The organism is Kitasatospora sp. NPDC089797 (assembly GCF_040684795.1).
Taxonomy (GTDB): Bacteria; Actinomycetota; Actinomycetes; order Streptomycetales; family Streptomycetaceae; genus Kitasatospora.
In genome coordinates this window covers 80,230-104,032 of record NZ_JBFBGS010000034.1, presented here as the reverse complement: position 1 = coordinate 104,032, position 23,803 = coordinate 80,230, and the positions used below count along the sequence as shown (strand labels likewise).

Below are 23,803 nucleotides of genomic sequence, written 5' to 3'. Positions count from 1 at the left end.
GGCCCCCCCCCCCGCCCCGGGGGGGGGGCCGGCCCCCCCCCCCCGCCGCGCCCCCGCCGGCTTGCGCGGGGGCCCCCCGCCGCCCCCCCGCGGCGGTCCCGTCGGCACGGGCCGTCGGCTGCCGGTGGTACCGTCCGGCGTCGGCTGACCCCTTGACCGCCCGGTGGGCCGAGGGCCCTTCGGTCAGCCGAAGTTCAGGTCGTAGCTGTTCGCGCTGCGGAGCAGGAACCGGGTCTCGCCGGTGATCCCGTCGAAGGCCTTGGTGCCACCGTTGGCCACCCCGGTGAAGGCGCCCGCCTCGGGCACGGTGGCCTGGTCGTCGAGGGGCAGGACGGCGCTGAAGGAGATCTCACCGCTGGCGTTGCCGGCGCCGTTGGTGATCCGGACGAGGCCGGTGCAGAACGCGGTGTGGGTCTCGGCGGTCCGGTCGTTGCGGTCGCAGGTGGTGTACGCGCTGCCGATCGTGTTCCCGCCGGCGTCCTTGACGGTCGCGCGGACGGCCTGACCCCCTCCTCCCGGGTGACGAGTGCCGACTGGCTCCCGTGGGGGAGGGGGTCCGGCCGTCCGGGCGACGTGGGGCCGGGGCGGTGTCCGCGAGGGTGGAGGCATGTTGCAGAGCATCCCGGTCGGTGACACCGAACTCCCCTCTCGCCCTTGGGCATTGCGCCTGGCCAAGGCCCTCCCGTTCATCGTGCTGCCGCACTGTCTGTGGCGGTTGCCGTTCGCGTTCGGCTTCGCGATGGGCACGGTGGAGCCGCACCGCCCGCCCATGCCCTGGTGGGCCGCCCCGTACGTGTTCGGCCTCAGCGTGGTCACCGAGGCGCTGACGATCCTCACGCTCGGACTGGTCAGCGGCTGGGGCGAGGTGTACCCGCGCTGGGTGCCGCTGCTGCGCGGCCGCCGGGTGGCGCCGGTCGTCCCGCTGGTCGCGACGCTGCTGGGCGGGCTGGTGCTGTTCGGCCTGTTCGGTCTCCAACCGCTGGCCTGGCTGGGCCTGTTGAACGAGGTGGGGTTCAGCAACGGCTGGTGGGAGGCGCTGGCCCGGGTGTGCGTCGGCCCGGCGATGCTCTGGGGGCCGATCACGATCGCCCTCGGGATCGCCTACTACCGCCGTCGTACGGCCCGGACCGCCTGAGCGGTTCGCATCCCTCGTCGTCCTCGACCTCGCGTGCATCGCGGGGAGCGCGCAGGAAGTCGGCCCGTCCGACGTCCTGCGCGCTCCGCGATGCGGGTTCAGCCGCGCGTCGGGCCGTCGTCCGACTGCCGGCCGTTCCCGGCGTTCCCGATGTTCCCGCCGTTCCCGATGTTCCCGGCATTCCCGGCGACCAGGGTGTCCGCCAGCCGTTCGGCGACGGTCGCGTCCAGCGGGCCGTGGCCGAGTAGGAAGCGGTACCAGAGCACCCCGTAGACCTGGTCCACGATCAGCTCCAGGTCGGTGTCGCCCGCCAGTTCGCCGCGCTCGCGGCCCCGGGCGAGGAGTTCGTGCAGTGCGGTGCGCCGGGTGGCGGTGAAGGTCCGCATCAGGTCGGCCAGGTGGGGGTCGCGGGCGGCCTCGCGGGCGACGGCGCGCAGCGCGGACGCGGTGGTGCTGCGCTGGGCGGCGTCGAAGGTGGCCGCGATGAAGGCGCGCAGGTCGGTGCGCAGGGCGCCGGTGTCCGGGCGGTCCGGGACGTCCTGGTCGGCGCGGTCGGTGAGGGCGTCCAGCAGGACCGCGCCCTTGGAGGGCCACCAGCGGTAGACGGTCTGCTTGCCGACGCCGGCCGTGCGGGCGATGGCGTCGATGGTGACGGGCGTGCCGTCGGAGGCGGCGAGCAGTTGCAGGGCCGCGTCCAGGATCGCGCGGTGGGCGGCCTCGTTGCGGCGGCGGCCGGTGTGCGGGCGGGTGGTCGGGTCGGTCTGCGGATCGCCGGGCCGGTGGTCCTCGGTGTCGCTCAACGTGGCTCCCTTTCTCGCTGCCCCCGATTGACAAGACTAACAGTCTCGACAATCATCATTACCGGAACTGCTGGTCTCGACAAGCTCCCGCGCCGGTCCGGACCAGCACCTCCCAGCGCGCACCCGCTCGTCACCGTCGGAAGGGCACCACCATGAGCACTGCATCGAACCTCTTCGCCGGACACCGCGTCGTCGTGATGGGCGGCAGCTCGGGCATCGGCGAGGCCACCGCCACCGCCTTCGCGGCGGACGGTGCCGAGGTCGTGATCACCGGCCGCGACCGCGGGAAGCTGGACGCCGCCGTCGCCCGGATCGGCGGCAAGGCCGACGGTGTGCAACTGGACGCGACCGACCCGGCCGCCCTCGCCGCCTTCTTCGCCGGGGCCGGCACCGTCGACCACCTGGTGATCGCGGTCAGCGGCTCCGCCGGCAGCGGCCCGTTCGCCCGGCTCGACCTGGCCGAGCTCGCCCACGGCTTCGACGCCAAGTTCTGGCCCCAGGTGCGCGTCCTCCAGGCGGCCCTGCCGCACCTGCGCGAGGACGGCTCGGTCACCCTGATCACCGCCGCCTCGGCCCGCGCCGCCTTCCCCGGGACCGCCGGACTCGCCGCCATCAACGGCGCCCTGGAGGCGATGGTCCCGCCGCTGGCCGTCGAACTCGCCCCGCTGCGGATCAACGCCGTCTCCCCGGGCGTCGTCGACACCCCGTGGTGGGACCGCGTCCCGGCCGAGCAGCGCACCGCCCTGTTCGACGGCCTCGCCGCCACCACCCCGGTCGGCCGGGTCGGCCGCCCCGAGGACGTCGCCCGGGCGATCCAGATGTTCGCCGCCAACACCTTCGTCACCGGCGTGGTGCTCGACTGCACCGGCGGTGCGAACCTGCCGACCGGCCGCTGAGCACCTTCGCCCGCACGGCGGCGGCCCGGCCCGGGAGCACTCCGGGCCGGGCCGTTGTCACTGGTCGCCCGTACCGTTCGGGCCATGGACGTTCCCGAACTGATCCCGATCCGGCACGAGCCCGGCTACCGTACCGACACCATCGGCCGCTGGCAGGGCGGCCGGTTCTTCGCCTCGGTGGTCCGCCCGTACGGCCGGAACTACGCGGTGCTGCACCGCTTCGACGCCGACGGCCGACACCTCGACTCGCGGATCCGGTCCACCGGGGAGGTGGCGGAGGCGAAGCACCTGCTGACGGAGTGGCTCGACGTCCTGCCCGGCCGGGAGTACGGGGACATCGCGATCGCCCCGTTCGCCGTGCACGTCGACGGCGAACTGTTCGGCCTGGTGCGGGAGGGCGTCGAGGAGGACGACCTGGGCGGGGACGAGGCGGAGGAGGAGCCGGTCCGCTTCGAGCTGTACCCGGACTGCCTCGGCTTCCACGCCCCCTGGGACGGCTGCTACGACACCTGAGGGGCCGCCCCCGTCACCACTCCGCCACCCGGTAGTCCTTGAGGAACACCCCCGACACCGGGTGCCCCGCCTCCCCGCGCACGATCGGGTCGTACACCCGGGCCGCGCCGTCCACGATGTCCAGCGGGGTGCGGAACCCCCGGGCGGCGATCCGGGCCTTGGTGGGCGCCGGGTTCTCGTCGGTGATCCAGCCGGTGTCCACGGCGCACATGTGCACGCCCTGCGGGGCGAGTTCGGCCGCGCTGGTGCGGGTGAGCATGTTGAGCGCGGCCTTGGCCATGTTGGTGTGCGGGTGGCGCGCCGTCTTGTTGCGGACGGCGAACCGGCCCTCCACCGCGGTGACGTTGACGATGTAGCGGGCGGGGTGGGGGGAGGCGAGCAGCAGTGGCAGCAGCCGGTCGCAGAGCAGCGCCGGGGCCAGCGAGTTGACCAGCTGGGTCTCCAGCAGTTCCGCCGGGTCCAGCGAACCGAGCGTGGCGGACCAGGAGTTGGCGGGCGCGAGGTCGGGCAGCAGGCCGGCCTCGTCGGTGAGGTCCAGCAGCGCCCCGGCCCCCGACGGTAGTCGGGCGACATCGCCGAGCGGCCGGAACCCGGGCGCGTGGGTGATCGCCCGGCGGTCGGCGCCCGGCAGGGCGGTGGACTCCCCGGCCGCCAGCAGGGCGTACGACTCCGGCGGGCGGCGCAGGGTCTGGGCGGCGTTGTTGACCAGGATGTCCAGCGGCCGTCCGTCGGCGCGCAACCGCTCGGTGAGGCCGAGGACCTGGCGCGGGTCGCGGAGGTCGATGCCGACCACGGTCAGCCGCTCGAACCACGCCGCGCTGCCCTCGGCGGCGCGGAAGCGGCGCACGGTGTCCTGCGGGAAGCGGCTGGTGACGATCAGCTCGGCGCCGTCCCGCAGCAGCATCAGCGCCAGCTGGAAGCCGATCTTCACCCGCCCGCCGGTGAGCAGGGCCCGGCGTCCGCGCAGGTCGGTGGAGAGGGCGCGGCGGGCGGTGTTGTCGACCGCGCAGTCCGGGCAGAGCGAGTGGTAGAAGCCGTCGACCCGCCGGTAGGCCTGTTTGCAGACGTAGCACCTGCGCGGGACGAGCAGCTCCCCGACCGGCCCGCCGGTGGCCGGGGTGAGCGGGGTGTCCTCGCGGCGGCCCGGGGCGCCGGTCGCGGTGGCGGCGAGCAGGTCGGCGTCGGCCTGCCGGACGGCCTCCCTGGCCTCCTGGCGGCGGCGCTTGCGACTCTCCATCACGAAGGAGCTCAGCTGCCGCTCGGCGTGCAGCCGGGTGCGGTCCTGGGCGGGGAGGCTGCGCAGTCGGCCCAGGGTGAGGCTGAAGGCGCCGAGTTCCGCGGGGGTGAGGCCCGCCGCGCACGCGGCTTCGCTGGTCGTCGTGTCGGTGATCAGCTGATGGTGGTCGTCCCGGACCGTCATGTCCGCCCCCTCGTGTCGTTCAGGTGGGAGGGACAGTAATGGACGGCCCGGGACGATGAGATGTCAATTTCCGCCGGGGGAGCGGCGGGGCGTCAGCCGCAGTCGGGGGTGATCGAGGCGACCCGGCGGCCGTCCAGCTCGTGCGGGCCGAAGTTGTCGAGCTCCTGCTCGGAGCCGGCGAAGTTGGGCTGGTCGTTCAGCCGGATGATGCAGCCGAAGTCGTCCGGCAGCGGGTCGACGGCCGAGCGGGGGAAGATCGGCGGCTCGACGTCGTCCACCTCGCGCAGGTTGAAGCCCTCCTTGGTGACGTGGGCGTCCTCGTTGAAGATCAGACGCCCGGTCATGTGCGGCCCCTCCCACAGACAGAGGTGCCCCTTGGGGCATCGCGCGGCGGTCGGCATCGCGTGGGCGGCGGGCGCGGTGGCGACGGCCAGGCCGAGGGCGGCGGAGCAGGCGAGGGCGGCGCGGAGCAGGCGGTGGCGCACGGGGGACTCCCATCTCAGCGGGGGTGGTCACCGTCCGTGTGGACGGCGCTACCGCATGCTAGATGGTTCCCGTCCGAACGGTTCGCACCACACGCGCTTTCCGGACACGGGCACGGGCGTCGGTTCACGCGCGGGGCGCACACGGGGTCCGGACGCCGAGGTGCCGGCGGCCCCCCGGCCGGCCGGCACCCCTGAGTGCTCGTCGGGTCAGCCCGCGTACTTGCTGAAGATCTTCGCGAACTCGTACGGCTGCTGCGTGATGTTGGTGCACTTGGCCAGCGAACCGGTGCAGGCGTTGGCGTCCCGGGTGGCGTCCCAGAAGGCGAGCAGGCCGAGGTGGTTCTGCTGGGCGAAGGTCGTCAACTGCTGGGCGGCGGCCTGGTTGTAGATCTGGTGGTCGTCGTTCTCGCCGATCATCGGGGTGACCCCGACCATGGCCCACAGCTGGGCGTCGGTCTTCGCCGGGTAGAGCGCCTTGAGCTGGCCGAAGGTGGCCTGCGCGGCCTGGACGGCGGCGTTGCCGTAGTCGCTGCCGGTGCGGTAGTAGTCCATCGCCATGACGTTGACCAGGTCGAGGTTCACGCCGGCGTCCCGGGCGGACTTGACGATGGCGACGCCGTCGCTGGTCAGGCCCTCGGGCAGGACGGGCAGGGTGAGCGAGACCTTGAGGCCCGGGTGGGCCTGCTGGAGCTTGGCGAGCGCGGCGGAACGGCGGTCGTTGGAGGCGGTGTCGGCGACCGCCGCGCCCTCGATGTCGTAGTCGACGTAGCGCAGGTTGTAGGCGTTGACCACCGCGTCGTACTCGTTGAACAGCGAGTTCACGTCCGGGCAGGCGGCCGCGAGTTCGGTGCCGGCCGCACCGCCGAAGGAGAGCTTGACGTCCCCGCCCGCCGCGCGCAGCGCGTCGACCTGGTCCTTGGCCCAACCGGTGCGCGGGTCGTAGGCGTTGAACCAGCTGGCCTTGCAGCCGACGCCGGTGACGAAGCCCATGCTGTAGCCCTTGACGCCGCCGGCCTTGGCCATGTCGGGCATCGACGGGGTGGGCCAGGCGCCCATGTCGATGTACGGGGCGACCGGCAGGGCGACGTTCGGGGGCGGGGTGGTCGGGCCGCCGGTCGGGGTGGAGGTCGGGGTGCCGGAGGGCGGGGTGGTCGGTCCGCCGCCGGGGCCGTAGAGGCTGACGTCGTCGGCCAGGTAGGCGCCCTGCCCGTACCAGCCGTGCAGGTAGACGTTGACGCTGGTGGTGCTCGGGCCGGTGGTGAAAGTCGCCGACAGCTGCTGCCAGTTGGCGCCGCCCGGGGTCCACACGGCGGGGTCGGTCACGCCGCTGCCGGTGGCGCCGAGGTAGACGTACTGGCCCTGCACCCAGGCGCTGAGGGTGTACGTGGTGTTGGGCTGGACGCTCACGGTCTGGCCGCACTGCGCGGTGTCGCTCGCGCTCGCCGCGCCCTTGAGGGCGTAGGTGCCGCTGTGGGCACCGGAGTTGACGACGCTTCCGGTTCCGGCGGAACAGCTCCAGGGGTCGAGCGCGCCGCTCTCGAAGCCGCCGTTGGCGAGCAGGTTCGCGTCGGCGGCGCCGGCGTTCCCGGCGAGGGTGGCGATGCCGCCGGCCGCGAGCACGGTGGCGGCGGCCAGGCTCAGCAGCTTGGTCCGGGTGGAGGCCGGGCGGCGGTGGGTGGGGGCGTGCTGGGGCGCGCTGGGCATGGGGGTCGCCTCTCGGGACGTGGGGCCGCCCGCGCCGCGAAGGGGGGAGACGCGGGGCGGGCGGCAGCATGGGGGCCGGTCCGGTGCGGGGGAGGAGCGCGGTGCTGAGGATCAAACTGGACTAGACCAGCTGTGCACGTCAAGCACTTCCCGGCTTCCGGGGGCCTTCCGAGGGCAGGTTTTAGGGTCGGTTTAAGGACGGCGCTCCGAGCGCCTCCCGGAGTCGGTCCGGGGCTCTCCGGAGTGGGCCTGCGGCCTTCCGGAGTGAGCCCGCGGCCTTCCGGCGCCGACCGGCGGTCAGTTGCAGCAGGGCTTGCACTCCTTGACCCGGACGTCGTCCAGCACCGGTCCGTAGGCGCCCCCGACGGTGCTCTGGAAGGTCAGCGTGGTCGAGGAGTTGTACGCGACGAAGCTGAACTGCCGCCCCACGTAGCCCATCGCGGCGGCGGTCCTGCCGGTGACGTCGAAGGAGAAGTCCTGGAAGTCCTGCCCGTCGATGAGCGCCCTCCCGGTGCGCACGGCGGGCCCGCCGCCCGGGTTGCCGGCCAGCGCGTAGGTCACCGAGTAGGTGGTGCCGGGGGTGGTGGCGAAGGTCTGGGCGATGGTGCCGGAGTCGCTGCCGTTGAGGTCGATGGACTGGTCGCCCTCGGCGGCCTGCCAGAAGCCCGCGCCGATCAGGTCGACGCTGCCGGCGGTGATCCGCCACGGGCCGATGGTCTGGCCGGCGACCAGGTCGGTGAAGCCGTTCGCCGGGGCCTTGGGCGACTCGAAGCTGCCGTCGTCGAAGCGGCTGACCGCCCGCTGCCCGCCGACCGCCTGGGCCGGGGCGACCAGCGAGGCGGTGGCCAGCGCGGTGGTGGTGGCGACGACGAGGGCGAGGGCGGCGGCGCGGGTGCGCGAGAGCGACATGTCTTCCCCAAGTTCCTTGATGACGTTCCTTGACGGCCGATCGGAACGCTCGGCCGGGACGCCCGGCCGGAGCGCCCGGCCGCAACGATCAGCCGAGATGATCGGCTGCATGATCGGCCGAGATGATCGGTTGCGGACCGAGCGTCGACCGCCGTGGTGAGCCCTGCCAAGACCGGACGGGCGGCGCCCGGTGGTGCGGGAGTGCGGTGGCGCGCCCCTTCGCGCCGGTTTGCCCGACGGGTCGACCGGGGGTCCGGCCCTCGGGGCCCGGCGGACCGTCCGACCGCGAACCCTGGGGGTCGATGCCCGGGTTCCGGAGCCCGGTGGTGAAAGTGCGGGCGCGCGCCCCGTATCCACCCCTAACCTGGCCCGATGACCATACGAACGGAGCCGGGTGACCCCTTCGGTGGCCCGCGGATCCTCTTCCTCGGCGACTCCTTCGTCCAGGGCCTCGGCGACCCGGAGTTCCGCGGCTGGGTCGGCCGGGCGCTCCAGGCCGCCGCCCAGGACGCCACCGGCTTCAACCTCGGGGTCCGCCGCGACACCTCGGCCCAGGTGCGGCAGCGCTGCTGGACCGAGGTCGAGGCCCGCACCCGGCCCGGCGCCGACCACCGGCTGGTGCTCTCCTTCGGCGCCAACGACGCGATGGAGGAGGACGGCGGGCCGCGGGTCCGGCCCGCGGACACCCTGGCCAACCTCACCGCCCTGCTCACCGGCGCCCGGGCGCGCGGGGTCGCCGCCCTGGTGGTCGGCCCGCCGCCGGTGGTCGCCGGGGGAGCGGCGCACCTGGCCCGGCTGACCGCGCTCGCCCCCGAACTGGCCGGCGTCTGCGCCCGGTTCCGGGTCCCGTTCGTCGACGTCACCGGCGCGCTGGCCGCCGACCCGGTCTGGACGGCCGAGGCCGAGGCGGCGGACGGCGCCCACCCGGGCGCGGGCGGCTACGCGCGGCTCGCGCGGCTGGTGCTCGACGGCGGCTTCGGCGACTGGCTCCGGCGGCCAGGGGACGGCGCCGGTTCCGGCAACTTCCCGGCGCACTTGATCGTTCATCAGGACTGATCGACCCCACGAGCCGGTCGGCCACGAGGCCGGCCGCTGAGCCCACCCGATCATGGGCCCACCCGATCGTGGGACCGCCCGCTCGTGGGACCAGCCGGAAACCAGACAGGAGCACCGTCATGCGCAACGCCCCGTTCGGCAGCAACGGCCCGGAGGTCGGCGTCATCGGCCTCGGCTGCATGGGGATGACCTTCGCCTACGACGTGCGGAACCGGGACGACGAGAAGTCCGTCGGCGTGATCCGCCAGGCCCTCGACCTCGGTGTCACCCTGATCGACACCGCCGACATGTACGGCCCGTACACCAACGAGGAGGTGGTCGGCGCCGCGCTGGCCGGGCCCCACCGGGAGCGCGCCTTCCTGGCCACCAAGGTCGGCATCGTCCCGGGCGGCAGCGGTCCGGGCGCGGCCCGCGACGGCAGCCCGGAGCACGTGCGCCGCTCGATCGACGACAGCCTGCGCCGGCTCGGCACCGACCACGTCGACCTCTACCAGCTGCACCGGGTCGACCCCGCCGTGCCGATCGAGGAGACCTGGGGCGCGCTGGCCGAGACCGTCCGGGCCGGCAAGGTCCGCCGGATCGGGCTCTCCGAGGTGACCGTCGACGAGATCAGGCGGGCCCAGGCCGTCCACCCGGTGGCCTCGGTGCAGTCCGAGCTGTCGCTGTGGACCCGGGACGCGCTGGCCGGGGTGCTGCCGTACACCGAGGAGCAGGGCATCGCCTTCCTGCCGTACTCGCCGCTCGGCCGCGGCTTCCTGACCGGCAGCATCGCCTCGTTCGACGACCTGCCCGAGGACGACTTCCGCCGCCGGCTGCCGCGCTTCCAGCAGGACGCGCTGAAGGCCAACCTGGAGCTGGTCGGGAGGGTCCGGGGGATCGCCGAGCGGATCGGCGCCACGCCCGCGCAGGTCGCCCTCGCCTGGGTGCTGGCCCAGGGCCGGTACGTCTTCCCGATCCCCGGCACCAAGACGCCGCGCTACCTGGTGGACAACGCGGGCGCGGCGGCGGTCGAGCTCTCGGCGGCCGACCTGGCCGAGCTGGACGCGCTGCCGGCCGCGGAGGGCGGGCGCTACTGACGGCGGGGCGGCCCCGGCGTCACCGGGCCGGGGCGGGCGCTACCGGCGCGGCGCCCCGCGCTCCATCACCCACACCAGCTGCCGTCCGGTCTCGCCCGGAGCCCGGACGGCGGCCTCGGCGACCCGGTCCAGCCGGTAGCCGAGCTTGCGCGGGACGGCCGCGCTGGCGGCGTTGGCCCGGTCGCAGCGGATCTCCACCCGGGCGATCCCGGGCAGCGCCAGCGCGGCCCCGGTCAGCGCCCCGGCGGTCGCGGTGGCGATGCCCCGGCCGACGTACCGGGCCGCGACCCAGTAGCCGATCTCCAGCGCGCCCGGGCCGATCCGCGCGTGCAGCCCGAGGGCCGCGACCACCCGGCCGGGGGCCGCGTCCAGCTCGGCCAGGTACATGAAGTCCGTCCCGGCCTCCCAGGCCGCGGTGCCGGCCCGGGTCAGCTCGGCGGTCCGGGCCCGGGTCGGGGCCTCGGCCGCCCACTCCAGCCAGGGGCGCAGGTGCTCCAGGTTGGCGCGCACGGCCCGGTGCAGGGCCGGCGCGTGGGTGCTGCGGCGGCGGTGCAGGCAGAGGCCGCCGGGCAGCCGCAGCACCTCGGGCGGCCGCCCGGCGGTCACCTCCGGCGCCGCCCGGGCCGGCTCGCAGGACTGCGACTGTGCGGGGCTCATGGCGGCGATTATGTCCTTGGCCCGGACCTGCCACATCCGGACGGAGGCGCATCCGGGGCCCCTCCGTCCGGCGGGTGCGGCCGCTGCGCCCGGCGCGTCAGAGCCGGATCATCACCTCGTCGAGCTCCTTGCGCCGCAGGTCCGGCACGCGCGCCCCCTCGGCCGGGTAGCCGACCGGGATCACGTAGGCGGCGCGCTCCTCCGCCGGGCGGCCGCACACCTCGTTCAGGAACCGCATCGGGCTCGGCGTGTGGGTCAGGGTGGCCAGCCCGGCCTGGTGCAGCGAGGCCAGCAGCAGCCCGACCGCGATCCCCACCGACTCCTTGGTGTAGTACGGGCGCGGCGAGTGGGGGCCCTTGTGCACCTCGAAGACCACGATCACGGCCGGCGCGTCCTCCAGGAACGGCTTGTGCCAGTCGGTGCCGATCGGCGCCAGCGCGGTCAGCCACTCCTCGGACGCCCGGTGGCCGTAGAACTCGCGCTCCTCGGCCTCGGCGGCCTCCCGCAGCAGCCGTTTGCGCTCCGGGTCGGTGATCACCACGAACCGCCACGGCTGCACGTGGGCGCCGCTGGGCGCGGTGCTCGCGGTGCGCACCGCCCACTCGACCACCCCGTCCGGGATCGGTTCGGTGCTGTAGTCGCGGACGGTCCGGCGCTGCGCCATCACGTCGTGGAAGGCCTTGCTGCGGGCCTCGGCCTGGTGGGCCGGCACCGTCATCGGGGCGAGCGGGACGGTCGGGTGGGGTGTCCCCGCCGTGGGGCTGTCCATCGTGTCAACCATGGCCGACAGCACAGCACATGACGGCCGCCCCGGGAAGAGGTCGAGACCAATTCCCGGGGCGGCCGTGACGGGGCGGGGCGCTCGGGGCTACTGCTCGTGCACCCGGCCGTCCCGGACCTCGATCCGGCGGTTCACCGCCACGGTGTCCAGCATCCGCCGGTCGTGGGTCACCAGCAGCAGGGTGCCGGTGTACGAGCCGAGCGCGGACTCCAACTGCTCGATCGCGGGCAGGTCCAGGTGGTTGGTGGGCTCGTCCAGCACCAGCAGGTTGACCCCGCGCGCCTGGAGCAGGGCCAGCGCGGCCCGGGTGCGCTCACCGGGGGAGAGGGTGCCGGCCGGGCGCCGCACGTGCACCGCCTTGAGGCCGAACTTGGCCAGCAGGGTGCGCACCTCCTCCTCGGTGAGCTCCGGCACGGCGGCCGCGAAGGCGTCCGCCAGCGGCTCGCCGCCCAGGAACAGCCCGCGCGCCTGGTCCACCTCGCCGACCACCACGCCGGAGCCCAACACGGCACTGCCGCCGTCCAGTTCGAGCCGGCCGAGCAGCGCGGCCAGCAGCGTGGACTTGCCCGCGCCGTTGGCACCGGTGATGGCGACCCGGTCGGCCCAGTCGATCTGCAGGTCCACCGGGCCGAAGGCGAAGTCGCCGCGCCGGGCGACCGCCCCGCGCAGGGTGGCCACCACCGAGCCGGAGCGCGGCGCGGCGGCGATCTCCATCCGCAGCTCCCACTCCTTGCGGGGCTCCTCGACCACGTCCAGCCGCTCGATCATCCGCTGGGTCTGCCGGGCCTTGGAGGCCTGCTTCTCGGTGGACTCGGTGCGCTTCGCCTTGGCGTTCTTGTCGTTGTCGCCGCCCTTGCGGCGGGCGTTGCGGACGCCGTGCTCCATCCAGTTGCGCTGCATCTGCGCCCGGGACTCCAGCGAGGCCTTGGTGTCGGCGTACTCCTCGTACTCCTCGCGGGCGTGCCGGCGGGCCACCGCCCGCTCCTCCAGGTAGGCCTCGTAGCCGCCGCCGTACAGGTGGACCTGCTGCTGGTGCAGGTCCAGCTCCAGCACCTTGGTGACGGTGCGGGCCAGGAACTCGCGGTCGTGGCTGATCAGCACGGTGCCGGTGCGCAGGCCCTTGACGAAGGCCTCCAGCCGCTCCAGGCCGTCCAGGTCGAGGTCGTTGGTGGGCTCGTCCAGCAGGAACACGTCGTAGCGGGAGAGCAGCAGCGAGGCGAGGCCGGCCCGGGCGGCCTGGCCGCCGGACAGCGCCGTCATCGGCAGGTCGAGGGAGACCTTCAGGCCGAGCGAGTCGGCCACCTCCTCGGCCCGCTCCTCCAGGTCGGCACCGCCGAGGTCCAGCCAGCGGTCCAGGCTCGCCGCGTACGCGTCGTCGGCGCCCGGGCGGCCCTCGACCAGGCCCTCGGTGGCCTCGTCCAGCGCCGCCTGGGCGGCCGCCACGCCGGTGCGCCGGGCCAGGAAGTCGCGCACCGACTCGCCCTCGCGCCGCTCCGGCTCCTGCGGGAGGTGGCCGACGTTGGCGCTCGCCGGGCTGAGCCGCAGCGAACCTCCCTCGGGGGTGTCCAGCCCGGCCAGCAGCCGCAGCAGGGTCGACTTGCCGGCGCCGTTCACCCCGACCAGGCCGATCACGTCGCCCGGGGCGACGACCAGGTCCAGGCCGGAGAAGAGGGTGCGTTCGCCGTGGCCGGCGCTGAGGTCCTTGACTACGAGTGTGGCGCTCATGATGGTGCCGATTGTAGGAGGAGCCGGGGCGGCACCGGAAAAAGCCGCGGGGGCCGCGACCGCACCCGGCGGTCACGGCCCCGTCGACGGGACTACCCGGCGGTCACTTGGCCTTCTTGGAGAAGTAGTCGAACATGTGCGCCGCGACGTCCTCCAGGTAGGGGCCCGCCTCGTAGGTGTTGGCGCCGTTGCCGATCGAGGTGTCGCTGACCAGGGCCGGCTTGCCGTCCTTGGTGGCGTACCAGCCGCCGCCGCTGCTGCCGCCGGTCATGGTGCAGCCGATCATCAGCATCGCCGGGCGGCTCGGGTCGCCGGGCTTCGCGGCGGGCTTGCCGCCGTCGCAGTGCTCCAGCTCGACGCCGTCGAAGGGCTTGGCCTCCGGGAAGCCGTAGTTGGCGACGGCGGTGAGCTGGTCGCGGGGGGCGTCAAACCAGAGCGGCACCGAGCCGCCGACGGTCTCCTCCAGCGACTTGCCGTTCGGGTCCGGGTTGGCGACCTTGACGATGCCGAAGTCGTACTGGCTCCACGGGCCGCCGCGCTCCGGGTCGGCCTCGGCCGTCCACTGCGGGGAGACCATGCCGGAGGTCGCGCCCCACTCGCCGTACGGCTCGGCGTCCTCCAGCTTGGACTTCTGCTTGTTGCCGCCGCTCAGCACGCCGTTGCTGTTGAAGGCCGGGGCGAAGGTGATGTCGGTGTAGTAGGAGTTGCCCTTGCCGCCGTGCAGGCAGTGGCTGGCGGTCCACACCAGGTTGCTCCTGCCCGGGTTGGCCGGGTCGGAGACGACGGTGCCGGAGCACACGTAGTCCTGGTTGCCGTCCTTGAAGAAGATCTTGCCGTTGACGTGCATGGTCTTCGGGAACGGGTGTGCCACGGGCTTCGCCTGGACGGCCGCGGGCGGCTGGTCCGGCCCGGCCGGCGGCTGGGCGCCGGTCGGCTGGGCGGGGGCGGCGCCGGTCGGCTGGGTGCTGGGCTGGGCGCCGGTGGGCTGGGCGGGCGCCGGGGTCGGCGGCTGCGGCAGCGGCTTCGGCTTGGCGTTCAGCAGCTTCTGCAGGGTCCAGTAGCCCTTGACGGCCGGGGTGACCACGTTGGCCTTGGCCCACTTGTCCCAGTCGTCGAGCTTCCAGGTCTTCAGCTCCTCGACCGTCGGCAGCTTGACCGGAGCCGCGCCCGGCTTGCCGGAGGCACTCGCCGCGACGGACGGCGCGGCGGTCTGGGCGCCGGCCGGGTCGCTGTTGTCCGGGCCGCAGCCGGTGGCGACCACCATGGTCAGCGCGGCGACGGACGCGCCCAGGACGGCACGGCTCGGCCGGGATATCGGTGACATGCGTTCAGTTCCCCCTGTGTGACGACTGCCGTGCGGCCCGTTCCTCGGGTACGGCCGCTGGGGCCGCAGGCACGGCAGGGGAGGAGTCTGCCATGCGGACGAGGGGGTTCCCCGCGTGCGGACCCGGCCGGGGCGGGGCCGTCACGGGATCGGCACCGGATCGGCACCGGGCCTCCGTCGGGGGTCGTGGGCGGGGGGTTGGGTGGGGTCTCGGGCGGGGGCCTGCCCGGGGTCTCGGGCGGGGTCTCGGGCGGGGTCTCGGGCGGGGTCGCGGGCGGGGTCGCGGGCGGGTCCGAAAACCGGTTGCGGCCGTTCGGCGGGGTCCCTAGCGTGGATGGTGTCATCAGCCAGACAAGGAGAAGGCCGTTGCTCTACTGAGGTCCCGGGACACCGCCCCCGCCACGCAGGCCCTGCTGCTCCAGCTGCCGCGTGGTGTGCGAGTGTGCGACCTCAGTCACGGCCCCGTGGCGCCTTCCCGCGCCGCCGTCCTGTCCTTCGGCCGTACCGGTTCCGCACCCGCGGTGTCTCCCCGTGTTGCTCATCACCCCTTCAGCAACCACCCGGGAGGCCTTGCATGGCACAACCCACCACCGCCGTCCTCTGCACCGACCTCGCGTTCGAGTGGCCGGACGGCAAGACCGTCCTGGACGGCTTCCACCTCGCCGTCGGCCCCGGCCGCACCGGACTCATCGGCCTCAACGGGGCCGGCAAGTCCACCCTGCTGCGACTGATCGCCGGCGAGCTCACCCCCACCGGCGGCACCGTCCGGGTCGAGGGCGAACTCGGCTACCTGCCCCAGGGCCTCACGCTCGACACCGCCCTGCGGGTCGACGAGGCGCTCGGCATCCGGGCCGCCCGCGAGGCCCTGCACGCCATCGAGTCGGGCGACACCGACCAGCGGCACTTCGACGCCGTCGGCGACGACTGGGACGCCGAGGAGCGCGCCCGCGCGACCCTCGACCGGCTCGGTCTGCACCGCCTCGGCCTCGACCGCACCACCGGCGAACTCTCCGGCGGCGAGGCGGTCTTGCTGCGGCTGGCCGCGCTGCTGCTGCGCCGCCCCGACGTCCTGCTGCTCGACGAGCCCACCAACAACCTCGACCGGGCCGCCCGCGAGCGGCTCTACGAGACGGTGGCCGGCTGGCAGGGCGCCATGGTGATCGTCAGCCACGACCGCGAACTGCTCCAGCACGTCGACCAGATCGCCGACCTGCGGGACGGCGGCGTCACCTGGTACGGCGGCAACTTCGCCGCCTACGAGCGGACGCTCGCCGCCCAGCAGGAGACGGCCGAGCGGCTGCTGCGCAACGCCGAGGCCGACGTCCAGCGCCAGAAACGGGACTTGGTCGACGCCCGGACCAGGCTGGACCGCAGCGCCAGCTACGGCAAGAAGCGCTCGGTCACCCGCAACGACCCGCACATCTTCGCGGGGATGCTCAAACGCAAGGGCCAGGAGACGGCGGGCCGGCTCACCGGCATGCACGCCGAGCGCCTGGAGGAGGCCAGAGCACGGCTCACCGCTGCGGAGGAGGCGGTGCGCGACGACGCCGAGATCCGGGTCGACCTGCCGCGCACCGCGGTGCCGGCCGGGCGCACCGTGCTCACCCTGCAGAAGGTCCGGCTGCCCTTCGGCGCCACCGTCGACCTCGACCTGCGCGGTCCCGAGCGGATCGCCCTGGTCGGGCGCAACGGCTCCGGCAAGAGCACGCTGCTGCGCACCATCGCGGGCGAACTCGCCCCGCTGGAGGGGCAGATCACCACACCGGAGGCGGTGCGCCACCTGCCGCAGCGGCTCGACCTGCTGGACGACGCCCTGACGGTGGTGGAGAACGTCAAGCGGTTCGCCCCCGGCGTCGGGGACAACGCGGTCCGGGCCCGGCTCGCCCGCTTCCTGTTCCGCGGTGCCCGGGCCGAGCAGCCGGCCGGCACGCTGTCCGGCGGCGAGCGGTTCCGGGCCACGCTGGCGGCCCTGCTGCTGGCCGACCCGCCGCCGCAGCTGCTGCTGCTCGACGAGCCGACCAACAACCTGGACCTCGCCAGCGTCCGCCAGCTCACCCAGGCGCTGGCCGGCTACCAGGGCGCGCTGATCGTGGTCAGCCACGACCTGCCGTTCCTGCGCGGCCTGGGCCTGACCAGGTGGCTGGAGCTGGACGGCGGGCTGAGGGCGGTGGATCCGATGTAGCGGCTACCGCCGGTCCGCCGCCCCGGCCTGTCCGGTCGCCGCGGCCTTTCCGGCCTTCCCGGTTTCCCCGGCCTTCCCGGTTTCCCCGGCCTCCTCGGCGAGCACCCGGCGGGCCGTGCTCAGGGCGGAGTCCTTGAGCGCGGCCAGCTCGTCGGCGCTGTACACCGGGGTCGGCAGGTCCGGCGCGATGCCCGGGCCGTCGAAGGTGCTCCCGTCCCGGGTGAGGTACTCCTCGTTCGGCAGGACCAGGGCGAAGTCCGGTGAGATGGGCCTGATCAGCACGTCGGAGAAGACGCCCTGGGTGTTCTCGCCGATCCGGGTCACCCGCGGGGAGCGGCCCATCAGGGCCTGGGTGAAGGTCTCCGCCGCGCTGGCCGAGATCGAGGAGGTGAGCAGCGCGATCGGCCCGGTGTAGTGCTCGCCCTCCGAGGGCCGCACCAGGACGGGCGAGGGCCGGGTGAACTTCGTCGGGTCGGCCGGGTCGTCCCGGGCCACCTTCCGGTACGCGAGGTACGGGCGGTCGGTGAGCCGGTCGGCGATGTGCACACCGAGCGCGTCCGAGCCGCCGCCGTTCAGCCGGACGTCGATCACCAGGCCGCTGAGCCGGTCCGGGTCGGCGAGCAGGGTGTCGAGGGCCCGGTCCAGTTCGGCGACCTGGCTGCGGTAGTCGCCGTCGGTGTAGCTGTCGAAGCTGCCCACCCGCAGGTAGCCGACGCCGTCGGGGAGCCGGCCGACGCCGAGCTTGCCGCCCGCGAAGAGCTGCTCCGGGCCGGTGAGCTGGGCGGCGACGGCCTGTCCGGCCCGGTCGGTCAGCTCCTTGGTGCGCACCGTCGTGCCGGGCCGCCGCCCGCCGAACACCGGCGACGGCTTCCCGTCGACGACCCGGGCCAGCCCGGTGTGGGCGTCGCCGAGCGGGCGGAGCATGTCGACGAAGAGGTCCTGCAAGGCGTCGGTGGTCGTCGTCGGGGTGATCTGCCCCCGGTTCTCGTCCCGGACGGCGTGCCAGTCGATGCCCTTGGCCGCGAAGAAGGGGTAGTTCTCCTCGAAGGTCTCCCAGAACCGGTCGAAGACCGCGAGCGGGTCGTTCGGCGCCGGGGTGGTGCACAGCGCCGGCAGTGCGGGCAGCCGGTACAGGTCCTTGGTGCCGACCCCGCCCTCCTCGCGGTCGACCAGCCGGTTGCGGCCCTGCGGGGTGAGGGTGACGCCGTTGGTGCCCATGACGTAGCGGACGGTGCCGTCCGCCCGGGGCGCACCGTCCTGGGCGGCGGCGAACCAGCCGGGCACGCAGCTGTGGGTGGTCACGTCGTAGGTGGTCAGCCGGCCCCCGGAGACGGCGACCACGGTGCCGTAGCCGTCCAGCCGCCAGACGCCGTCCAGCCGGTCGCCGTGCCGCGCCGCCGCGGCGTTGTCCCCGTCCGCGCCGGTCGTACCCTGGGCCGAGGCCGTGCCCGGCACCGCCACGGCGACCGTCGTCGCCAGCGCCGCCGCCACCACCGTGACGGCCGTCGTCCTGCCGATACCCCTGTGCGTCATCCCGGCCTCCGCCGATCGACGGCCTCCCCCGCGGAACCGCTCCGCCGCCGCGCCACCGACGCTACGGTCGCCCGGGCCCGCCGGTCGTCATCCGGCGCGCCGCGCCCGTGCCCTCCTGCGGGCGCATCCCCCCGGCCGGGCGGATGCGCCCCCGGAGGTATCGACAGCAAACCGTTTTGCGGGTTGCTGGAAATCCGTCGGCCGCGGTCCCAACTCCCGTGCACTGCAGTACCATCGGCGACATGCCTGCGCTCAACATCGAGTACACGGAGCACGAACTCGCCGCGATCCGCGAGGCCGCCGCCGCGGACGGCAAGAGCGTGAAGGCGTACGTCCACGACCTCAGCGTGCGGGAACAGCAACGGCGGGTCTTCGTGGACCACGCGGTGGCGTTCTGGAAGGACCACCGGGCGGAGTTCGACGCCGCCTTCCCCGAGGACGCACCCGCCGCGTGAGGTGCGTGCGGCGCGTGTGGTGCGTGCGACGCGGGGGAGCGGCCCGGCCGGCGGCGTGGACGTGACCCTGCTGCGCGTCGACCTGCGCTGGCTGCTCGACGTGCAGGAGCAGGCCTCGCCGGAGGACCTCAGCGTGCGCGACTACTCGGCGTTGCAGGCCGCCGTGGCCCGGCACCGGGTGAACACCGCCCAGCTCGGCCACGACGCCGACCCGGCCTGGTGCGCGGCCACCCTGATGCACACCATCGTGCTGCTGCGCCCGCTCCCGGTGCGCAACAACCTGTACGCCTGCATGACGACGGCCGCGTACATGCACGCGGCCGGTGAGGGGGTCGACCCGCCGTACGGGGCGTTGGTCGAACTGGCCCGGGACATCGCCGGGGCCCGGGCGGACGTCTACGCGGCGGCCGACCGGATCCGCTCCTGGCGGATCTGAGGCCGGCCGCGCCGGGCCCGGGTGAGGGTCTAGGCGCGGGCCCAGGCGCGGGAGAGCTTCGCCGCGACCTTCGTCCCCAGCCGGTCCAGCCCGACCACGAGGACGCCGAGGACCACGAACTCGACGGTCAGCTGGGCGATCTGACCCCAGACGTAGCCGTAGCCCTGCTCGGTCGGGTCGAAGAAGAAGTACGGGTAGGGAGTCGGGAAGTCGTCGAAGAGGGCGTTGCGGGCCAGCACGATCGCCGCGTAGCCGAGCGGGAAGGCCAGCCAGAGCGGTATGTCCTTCCAGGCCGCCGCGTTGCGCGGCTTCAGCACCAGCCAGTCCACCAGCACCATCACCGGCGTGACGTAGTGCAGGAAGAACGACGACCAGTTCGCCAGCCGGTCCGGCCCGCTGACCAGCCCGGGCAGCGGGCTGGCGCCGTGCTGCAGCAGGATGTGCGAGACCAGCCCGGTGATCAGGATGTACAGCGTGGCGGCGCCGCGCAGCCGGGGCGCGGGCGCGTCCACGGTGTCGCGCTTGAGCATCCAGTAGACCGCGCCGATGAAGTAGCCGAGCACGATGACGTTGCTCTGCACGGTGAAGTACACCAGCGAGGCGGTCCCGAGGGACAGGCCGAGGCCCGCCGAGAGCACGATGCCCATGCGCCACCAGAGCGCGGGACGGGTCCGGACGGTCATGCGGCCACCAGTTCGGTTCGGGCGATACGGGGAGGTATCGGTCGGTCGGGGGGAAGGTCGCACTCTACTTCCTGACCCCGCCGACAGGGAACTTGTGTACGAAGCACCCGGTCTTCGACTCCGTTCCCGGCGGCCCCGCCGTCGTCAGCCCGGCAGCACGAACCCCGACTCGTACGCCGCGATCACCGCCTGGGTGCGGTCCCGGGCGCCCAGCTTGGCCAGCACGCTGCCGACGTGCGTCTTCACCGTCTCCTGGCTCACCACCAGCTGCCGGGCGATCTCGCCGTTGTTGAGCCCGGTGGCCATCAGCCGCAGCACCTGCCCCTCCCGCTCGGTCAGCCGCCCGATCGGACCGCGCTCCGCGCCGGCCGCCCGCCGGCCGTCCGCGCCGTGCCGCAGCGCCAGGTCCCGCACGGCGGCCGGGAACAGCAGTGAGTCCCCGCGCGCGACCAGCCGCACCGCCTGGACCATCTCCTCCGCCCGGGCCCGCTTCAGCAGGAACCCGGCCGCGCCCGCGCGCAGCGCGTCGTACACGTGGTCGTCGTGCTCGAAGGTGGTGACCACCAGGATCCGCGGCGGCTCGGCCATCCCGCCGACCAACTGCTCGGTGGCCCGGATCCCGTCGATGCCGGGCATCCGGACGTCCATCAGCACCACGTCCGGGCGCAGTTGACGCACCAGCGGGACGACCTCGGCGCCGTCGGCGGCCTCGCCGACCACGGTGAGGTCCGGTTCGGCGTCGATCACCACCCGCAGGCCCATCCGGACCAGCCGTTCGTCGTCCGCGATCACCACCCGGATGCCCCCGGCCGCCGTGCTCATCCGCTGCTCCCCCTCATCCCGCCGTCCGCCGTCACTCCGCGCTCCGTCACTCCGAACTCCGTCATCCCGTACGCCGTCATCCCGTGCCCCGCTGTCCCGCACCGACCGGCAGCCAGACCGCCAGCCGCCACGTCGTCCCGTCCTCGCTCGGCCCCACGGCGCTCCCACCGCGCAGCGCCGCCGCCCGCTCGCCGATCCCGTGCAGCCCGCGCCCGCCGCCGGGGCGGCTCGGGCGGGCCACCGGGCCCAGCGGGTTGGTCAGTTCGATCTCCAGCCGGCCCGCGGCCAGCCCGACCCGCAGCCCGGCCGGTGCGGGCCCGGCGTGCCGCAGCACATTGGTCAGGCCCTCCTGCACGATCCGGTACGCCTCGCGGGAGACTGCGGCGGGCAGCGCGCCCAGGCCGGGCGCCAGCTCGGCGTGCACCGTCACACCGGTGCGGGCGAGTTGGCGCAGCAGGTCGTCCAGCCCGGCCAGCGTGGGCCCGGCGGCCGGTCGGCCGCCGGAACCCTCGCGCGCTTCGTGTGCCTCCCGCTCCTCCCGCTCCTCCCGCTCCTCGTGCTCCTCGTGCTCCTCGCGCAACAGCCCGAGCACGGTGTCCAGTTCGGCGACGGCCCCGCGCGCGGTCTCCTCGATCGCGCGCAGCGCCTCGGCGGCGAAGTCCGGGTCGGTGTGCAGCACCCGGGCGGCCGCCGAGGCCTGGATGCCGACCGCGCTGAGCGCGTGCCCCACCGAGTCGTGCAACTCCCGGGCCAGCCGGTTGCGTTGGGCCAGCACGGTGGCCCGCCGCTCGGCGGCGGCCAGCCGCTCCTCCGGGGTCGGCCCGAGCAGGACGGGCGCCCAGCGGGCCAACAGCGCGCCGCAGCCGGCATTGGTCCCGACGATCAGCAGCAGCAGGGCCAGGCCCAGCACCGGTCCGACCGGCATCCAGGCGGGGAAGCGGTCCGTCCAGAGCCGCGCGAGGTCCTCGGTGCCGATGAAGGACAACAGCAGCACCAGCGCGAACGGCACCCCGGCCAGCGTCATCCCGGCGACCACCCCGCCGGAGGACAGGTGCAGCACGAACCAGAGCGCGGTCCGCCGCCGGGCCGCCCAGGACCGGGCCGGCCCGGCGGCCAGTTCCCCGGGCCGCTCCACCGCGCACAGCGCCCGGGCGGCGGCACCCGCCAGCCCCCGGACGGTCGGCACCAGTGCGGTGATCGCGGCCATCGGCAGCGAGGTGAACAACGCCAGGATCTGCAGCAGCAGTTGGCGCAGGTGCCCCTGGTCCGGGTTGAGCGCTCCGAGCCCCACCAGCGACAACAGGTAGTAGGGCATCAGCAGCGCGCCGCCCAGCACCAGGTGCACCCAGCGCAGCCGGGCCCGCCGCCCGACCAACGCCTCGCCCGCCCGCCGAACCCGGCCGTCCCCCGTGCTCACCCGGGGGACTCTACGTCAGCGGTGACGGACCCCGCCGGGTCGCTCCTGTGCCTCATACCCCTACGGTGCCGCCGCGCCCGGCTCCGCGGCCTCCACCCGGGGGGCGATCCGGCTCCCCCCGGCGGGGGATTCCGGGCCGCAGGCCATCCGGTGGATCAGCCGGTCCTCGTGGTCCACCCGCCCGTCCGGATCGGCCACCAGCCCGAGCCGCTCGGCCAGCCGGCGCGAGGGCAGGTTGTCCGCCCGGATCAGCGCCGTCACCGGGATCCCGGGGAAGCGCGGCAGCGCCTCCGCCATCGCCGCCCGGCACGCCTCCGCCGCGTACCCCTTGCCCCAGGCCACCGGCCGGAACCGGTAGTAGAGGTTGAACACCGGCTCGCCGTCCAGCGCGTGCAGGAACAGCCCGGCGACCCCGATGAGCACCTCCGGCTCCGCCCGGGTCGCCACCATGCAGTACCCCACCCCGTCCCGCGGCCAGTCCGCCACGAACCCGGCCAACTGCTCCCGCGCCTGCCCGAGGTCCCGCTGCGGCCCGTACGGGTTGTACCGGTTGGTCTCCGGATCCCCGTGGATCGCGAACACCGCCTCGGCGTCCCCCTCCTGCGGCCGGGTCAGCACCAGCCGCTCGGAGACGGCGACGATCGTACGGTCGGTGCTGGTCACGGCGGTTCCCCCGGGCTGTCGTCCATCATGGCCAGCGCGCACGATAGGCCATGGCACCGACATCCGTCCGCACCTTTATTCCTAGAGGATGGGCTCGCACCCGATCGCCCTGCCCCCGGCGGTGAGGAACTGCTTCCAGATCTCGTCGCTGTCGGGTATCAGCTTCTGCGGGCCCTTCCAGCTCAGTCGGAAGTGGACGGGCCTGCCCTGGCAGGTCGTCATCATCTCGTCCCGCTGCACCCAGCGGGCCCGGCCGAGCCCCGGATCGTTCGTCGGGGCGTCGGCGGCCAGGAGCCGGGGCTCGGTGCCGATGGTGAAGGCGACCGAGGACCGGGGGCTCGCGGCCGTGTCGACGCGACAGGTCCACAGCGGGTCGGTGGCCGTGGTCGCGGCCTCCCGGAGAGCGGGGGAGCCCGGCGCATCGGGGAGGGTGAAGCCCGGTAGGCCGCACACCGCGTTGCGGTCGAGGGCGTGTTCCGCCCCGGGCGCCGACAGGTCGTGCGGTGCCGGCAGCGGTGCCGTTCCACAGGACCGCTGTGTCGCGATCCGGTTGGCCACCGCCACCGAGAGCCCCGCGAGCTCCCGGGCGCCGGGCCCCTCGTCGCCATCCGAACTGACCACGACCTGAGTGCTGTTGTCGCAACCCTCGGGGAGCAATGCCCACGCCCGGTGGTCGGAGGCCGCGCCGGCCGCACCGCTATTGGCCGAGGCGGCGAACAACCGGGCGGTGGGGTCGTCCGCGAGGAGGGAGAGATCGGTCGTCCTGCGGAGTTCCACCGTGACCGACCGGTCGTTCCCGAAGATCCCACGACTCACCGTCGCCCGGCAGAAGGCGGTGCCGGCGGGCAGGTGCCCGTCGCCGTACTCCCGCCCGGCGGCCTTGCCCGATCCGAGCGCACCGGTCAGCGCGTCGGCACTCACCGCCCCCTCGCACACGCTGTCCGGCCCGAACGTGTTGCTCAGGTTGTCCGCGAGGAACGCCCCCGCCCCGGCCGCGACGGCGGCCGCCACCGTCACCGCGACCGCCGCCCGCAACCTCAGTGGCCAGGTGGTGAACCCACGCCGGTCGAGTGCCGGGTCGGTCCCGCCGTCCGTCCCGTCGACCCTCCCGTGCCGGTCCGTCGTCACGGG

Annotated in this window: 24 protein-coding genes; 8 read left to right on the top strand and 16 right to left on the bottom strand. The window is 74.3% G+C overall.

Annotation, left to right across the window (positions count from 1 at the left end; all coding sequences use genetic code 11):
* Nucleotides 1–183: 183 nt before the first annotated feature.
* On the bottom strand, nucleotides 184–609 hold the full coding sequence (locus tag AB0O91_RS26485) for a hypothetical protein (protein WP_363437704.1): 426 nt from the start codon (nucleotides 607–609) through the stop codon (nucleotides 184–186).
* On the opposite strand from AB0O91_RS26485, the gene AB0O91_RS26480 reads away from it, so the two are divergent.
* Nucleotides 608–1,135 carry a hypothetical protein gene (locus AB0O91_RS26480; protein WP_363437702.1) on the top strand — a complete coding sequence of 176 codons (528 nt, stop codon included), beginning with the start codon at nucleotides 608–610 and terminating at the stop codon, nucleotides 1,133–1,135. The genes AB0O91_RS26485 and AB0O91_RS26480 overlap by 2 nt on opposite strands.
* Nucleotides 1,136–1,233: 98 nt before the next feature.
* Here AB0O91_RS26480 and AB0O91_RS26475 read toward each other — a convergent pair whose 3' ends face one another.
* Nucleotides 1,234–1,935, bottom strand: coding sequence for a TetR/AcrR family transcriptional regulator C-terminal ligand-binding domain-containing protein (locus AB0O91_RS26475; protein WP_363437699.1), 702 nt, complete (start codon nucleotides 1,933–1,935; stop codon nucleotides 1,234–1,236).
* A 152-nt stretch (nucleotides 1,936–2,087) separates the two neighbouring features.
* On the opposite strand from AB0O91_RS26475, the gene AB0O91_RS26470 reads away from it, so the two are divergent.
* The gene (locus AB0O91_RS26470; RefSeq protein WP_363437697.1) at nucleotides 2,088–2,831 is read left to right on the top strand and encodes an SDR family oxidoreductase; all 744 of its coding nucleotides are present in this window, start codon (nucleotides 2,088–2,090) and stop codon (nucleotides 2,829–2,831) included.
* Between the two features lie 84 nt (nucleotides 2,832–2,915).
* Complete coding sequence (locus AB0O91_RS26465; protein WP_363437694.1) at nucleotides 2,916–3,344, top strand: hypothetical protein; 429 nt, start codon at nucleotides 2,916–2,918, stop codon at nucleotides 3,342–3,344.
* 13 nt (nucleotides 3,345–3,357) lie between these two features.
* Here the strand turns inward: AB0O91_RS26465 and AB0O91_RS26460 are convergent, their stop codons facing one another.
* The 4 genes from AB0O91_RS26460 to AB0O91_RS26445 form a co-directional block, all read right to left on the bottom strand.
* The gene (locus tag AB0O91_RS26460) at nucleotides 3,358–4,764 is read right to left on the bottom strand and encodes an SDR family oxidoreductase (RefSeq protein WP_363437692.1); all 1,407 of its coding nucleotides are present in this window, start codon (nucleotides 4,762–4,764) and stop codon (nucleotides 3,358–3,360) included.
* Nucleotides 4,765–4,856: 92 nt separating this feature from the next.
* A complete protein-coding gene (locus tag AB0O91_RS26455; protein WP_363437689.1) occupies nucleotides 4,857–5,249 on the bottom strand; it encodes a peptidase inhibitor family I36 protein in 393 nt (130 codons plus the stop codon).
* Nucleotides 5,250–5,456: 207 nt separating this feature from the next.
* Entirely contained in the window at nucleotides 5,457–6,953 is a 1,497-nt protein-coding gene (locus AB0O91_RS26450; RefSeq protein WP_363437686.1) for a carbohydrate binding domain-containing protein, read from the bottom strand.
* Nucleotides 6,954–7,250: 297 nt separating this feature from the next.
* Complete coding sequence (locus AB0O91_RS26445) at nucleotides 7,251–7,862, bottom strand: choice-of-anchor C family protein (RefSeq protein WP_363437683.1); 612 nt, start codon at nucleotides 7,860–7,862, stop codon at nucleotides 7,251–7,253.
* A 372-nt stretch (nucleotides 7,863–8,234) separates the two neighbouring features.
* Between AB0O91_RS26445 and AB0O91_RS26440 the strand changes: the two genes are divergently transcribed.
* Together AB0O91_RS26440 and AB0O91_RS26435 are read left to right on the top strand one after the other, a co-directional pair.
* A complete protein-coding gene (locus AB0O91_RS26440; protein ID WP_363437680.1) occupies nucleotides 8,235–8,918 on the top strand; it encodes a GDSL-type esterase/lipase family protein in 684 nt (227 codons plus the stop codon).
* A 119-nt stretch (nucleotides 8,919–9,037) separates the two neighbouring features.
* A complete protein-coding gene (locus AB0O91_RS26435) occupies nucleotides 9,038–9,994 on the top strand; it encodes an aldo/keto reductase (RefSeq protein ID WP_363437677.1) in 957 nt (318 codons plus the stop codon).
* 39 nt (nucleotides 9,995–10,033) lie between these two features.
* On the opposite strand, the gene AB0O91_RS26430 is transcribed toward AB0O91_RS26435, so the two are convergent.
* From AB0O91_RS26430 to AB0O91_RS26415, 4 genes are all read right to left on the bottom strand, one after another.
* Nucleotides 10,034–10,651: a GNAT family protein gene (locus tag AB0O91_RS26430; protein WP_363437674.1), complete on the bottom strand. Its 618-nt coding sequence runs from the start codon at nucleotides 10,649–10,651 to the stop codon at nucleotides 10,034–10,036.
* 97 nt (nucleotides 10,652–10,748) lie between these two features.
* A complete protein-coding gene (locus AB0O91_RS26425) occupies nucleotides 10,749–11,420 on the bottom strand; it encodes a nitroreductase family protein (protein ID WP_363437671.1) in 672 nt (223 codons plus the stop codon).
* Nucleotides 11,421–11,519: 99 nt separating this feature from the next.
* Entirely contained in the window at nucleotides 11,520–13,157 is a 1,638-nt protein-coding gene (locus tag AB0O91_RS26420; protein WP_363437668.1) for an ABC-F family ATP-binding cassette domain-containing protein, read from the bottom strand.
* A 103-nt stretch (nucleotides 13,158–13,260) separates the two neighbouring features.
* Nucleotides 13,261–14,481, bottom strand: a complete 1,221-nt coding sequence (locus tag AB0O91_RS26415) for a hypothetical protein (RefSeq protein WP_363437665.1) — start codon at nucleotides 14,479–14,481, stop codon at nucleotides 13,261–13,263.
* A 574-nt stretch (nucleotides 14,482–15,055) separates the two neighbouring features.
* On the opposite strand from AB0O91_RS26415, the gene AB0O91_RS26410 reads away from it, so the two are divergent.
* Nucleotides 15,056–16,663, top strand: a complete 1,608-nt coding sequence (locus AB0O91_RS26410) for an ABC-F family ATP-binding cassette domain-containing protein (protein WP_363437662.1) — start codon at nucleotides 15,056–15,058, stop codon at nucleotides 16,661–16,663.
* A gap of 3 nt (nucleotides 16,664–16,666) precedes the next feature.
* On the opposite strand, the gene AB0O91_RS26405 is transcribed toward AB0O91_RS26410, so the two are convergent.
* Nucleotides 16,667–18,196 carry a S41 family peptidase gene (locus AB0O91_RS26405; protein ID WP_363437659.1) on the bottom strand — a complete coding sequence of 510 codons (1,530 nt, stop codon included), beginning with the start codon at nucleotides 18,194–18,196 and terminating at the stop codon, nucleotides 16,667–16,669.
* Between the two features lie 242 nt (nucleotides 18,197–18,438).
* On the opposite strand from AB0O91_RS26405, the gene AB0O91_RS26400 reads away from it, so the two are divergent.
* Both AB0O91_RS26400 and AB0O91_RS26395 read left to right on the top strand, forming a co-directional pair.
* Complete coding sequence (locus AB0O91_RS26400; protein WP_363437656.1) at nucleotides 18,439–18,651, top strand: hypothetical protein; 213 nt, start codon at nucleotides 18,439–18,441, stop codon at nucleotides 18,649–18,651.
* Between the two features lie 16 nt (nucleotides 18,652–18,667).
* The gene (locus AB0O91_RS26395) at nucleotides 18,668–19,087 is read left to right on the top strand and encodes a toxin Doc (RefSeq protein ID WP_363437653.1); all 420 of its coding nucleotides are present in this window, start codon (nucleotides 18,668–18,670) and stop codon (nucleotides 19,085–19,087) included.
* Nucleotides 19,088–19,116: 29 nt separating this feature from the next.
* Here the strand turns inward: AB0O91_RS26395 and AB0O91_RS26390 are convergent, their stop codons facing one another.
* The 5 genes from AB0O91_RS26390 to AB0O91_RS26370 form a co-directional block, all read right to left on the bottom strand.
* Nucleotides 19,117–19,770 carry a Pr6Pr family membrane protein gene (locus tag AB0O91_RS26390; protein WP_363437650.1) on the bottom strand — a complete coding sequence of 218 codons (654 nt, stop codon included), beginning with the start codon at nucleotides 19,768–19,770 and terminating at the stop codon, nucleotides 19,117–19,119.
* Between the two features lie 144 nt (nucleotides 19,771–19,914).
* Nucleotides 19,915–20,592: a response regulator transcription factor gene (locus AB0O91_RS26385; protein WP_363437648.1), complete on the bottom strand. Its 678-nt coding sequence runs from the start codon at nucleotides 20,590–20,592 to the stop codon at nucleotides 19,915–19,917.
* A 76-nt stretch (nucleotides 20,593–20,668) separates the two neighbouring features.
* The gene (locus AB0O91_RS26380) at nucleotides 20,669–22,009 is read right to left on the bottom strand and encodes a histidine kinase (RefSeq protein ID WP_363437645.1); all 1,341 of its coding nucleotides are present in this window, start codon (nucleotides 22,007–22,009) and stop codon (nucleotides 20,669–20,671) included.
* Nucleotides 22,010–22,069: 60 nt separating this feature from the next.
* Nucleotides 22,070–22,672 carry a GNAT family N-acetyltransferase gene (locus AB0O91_RS26375; protein WP_363437642.1) on the bottom strand — a complete coding sequence of 201 codons (603 nt, stop codon included), beginning with the start codon at nucleotides 22,670–22,672 and terminating at the stop codon, nucleotides 22,070–22,072.
* An 81-nt stretch (nucleotides 22,673–22,753) separates the two neighbouring features.
* Nucleotides 22,754–23,800 carry a hypothetical protein gene (locus tag AB0O91_RS26370; protein WP_363437639.1) on the bottom strand — a complete coding sequence of 349 codons (1,047 nt, stop codon included), beginning with the start codon at nucleotides 23,798–23,800 and terminating at the stop codon, nucleotides 22,754–22,756.
* Nucleotides 23,801–23,803 lie beyond the last annotated feature (3 nt).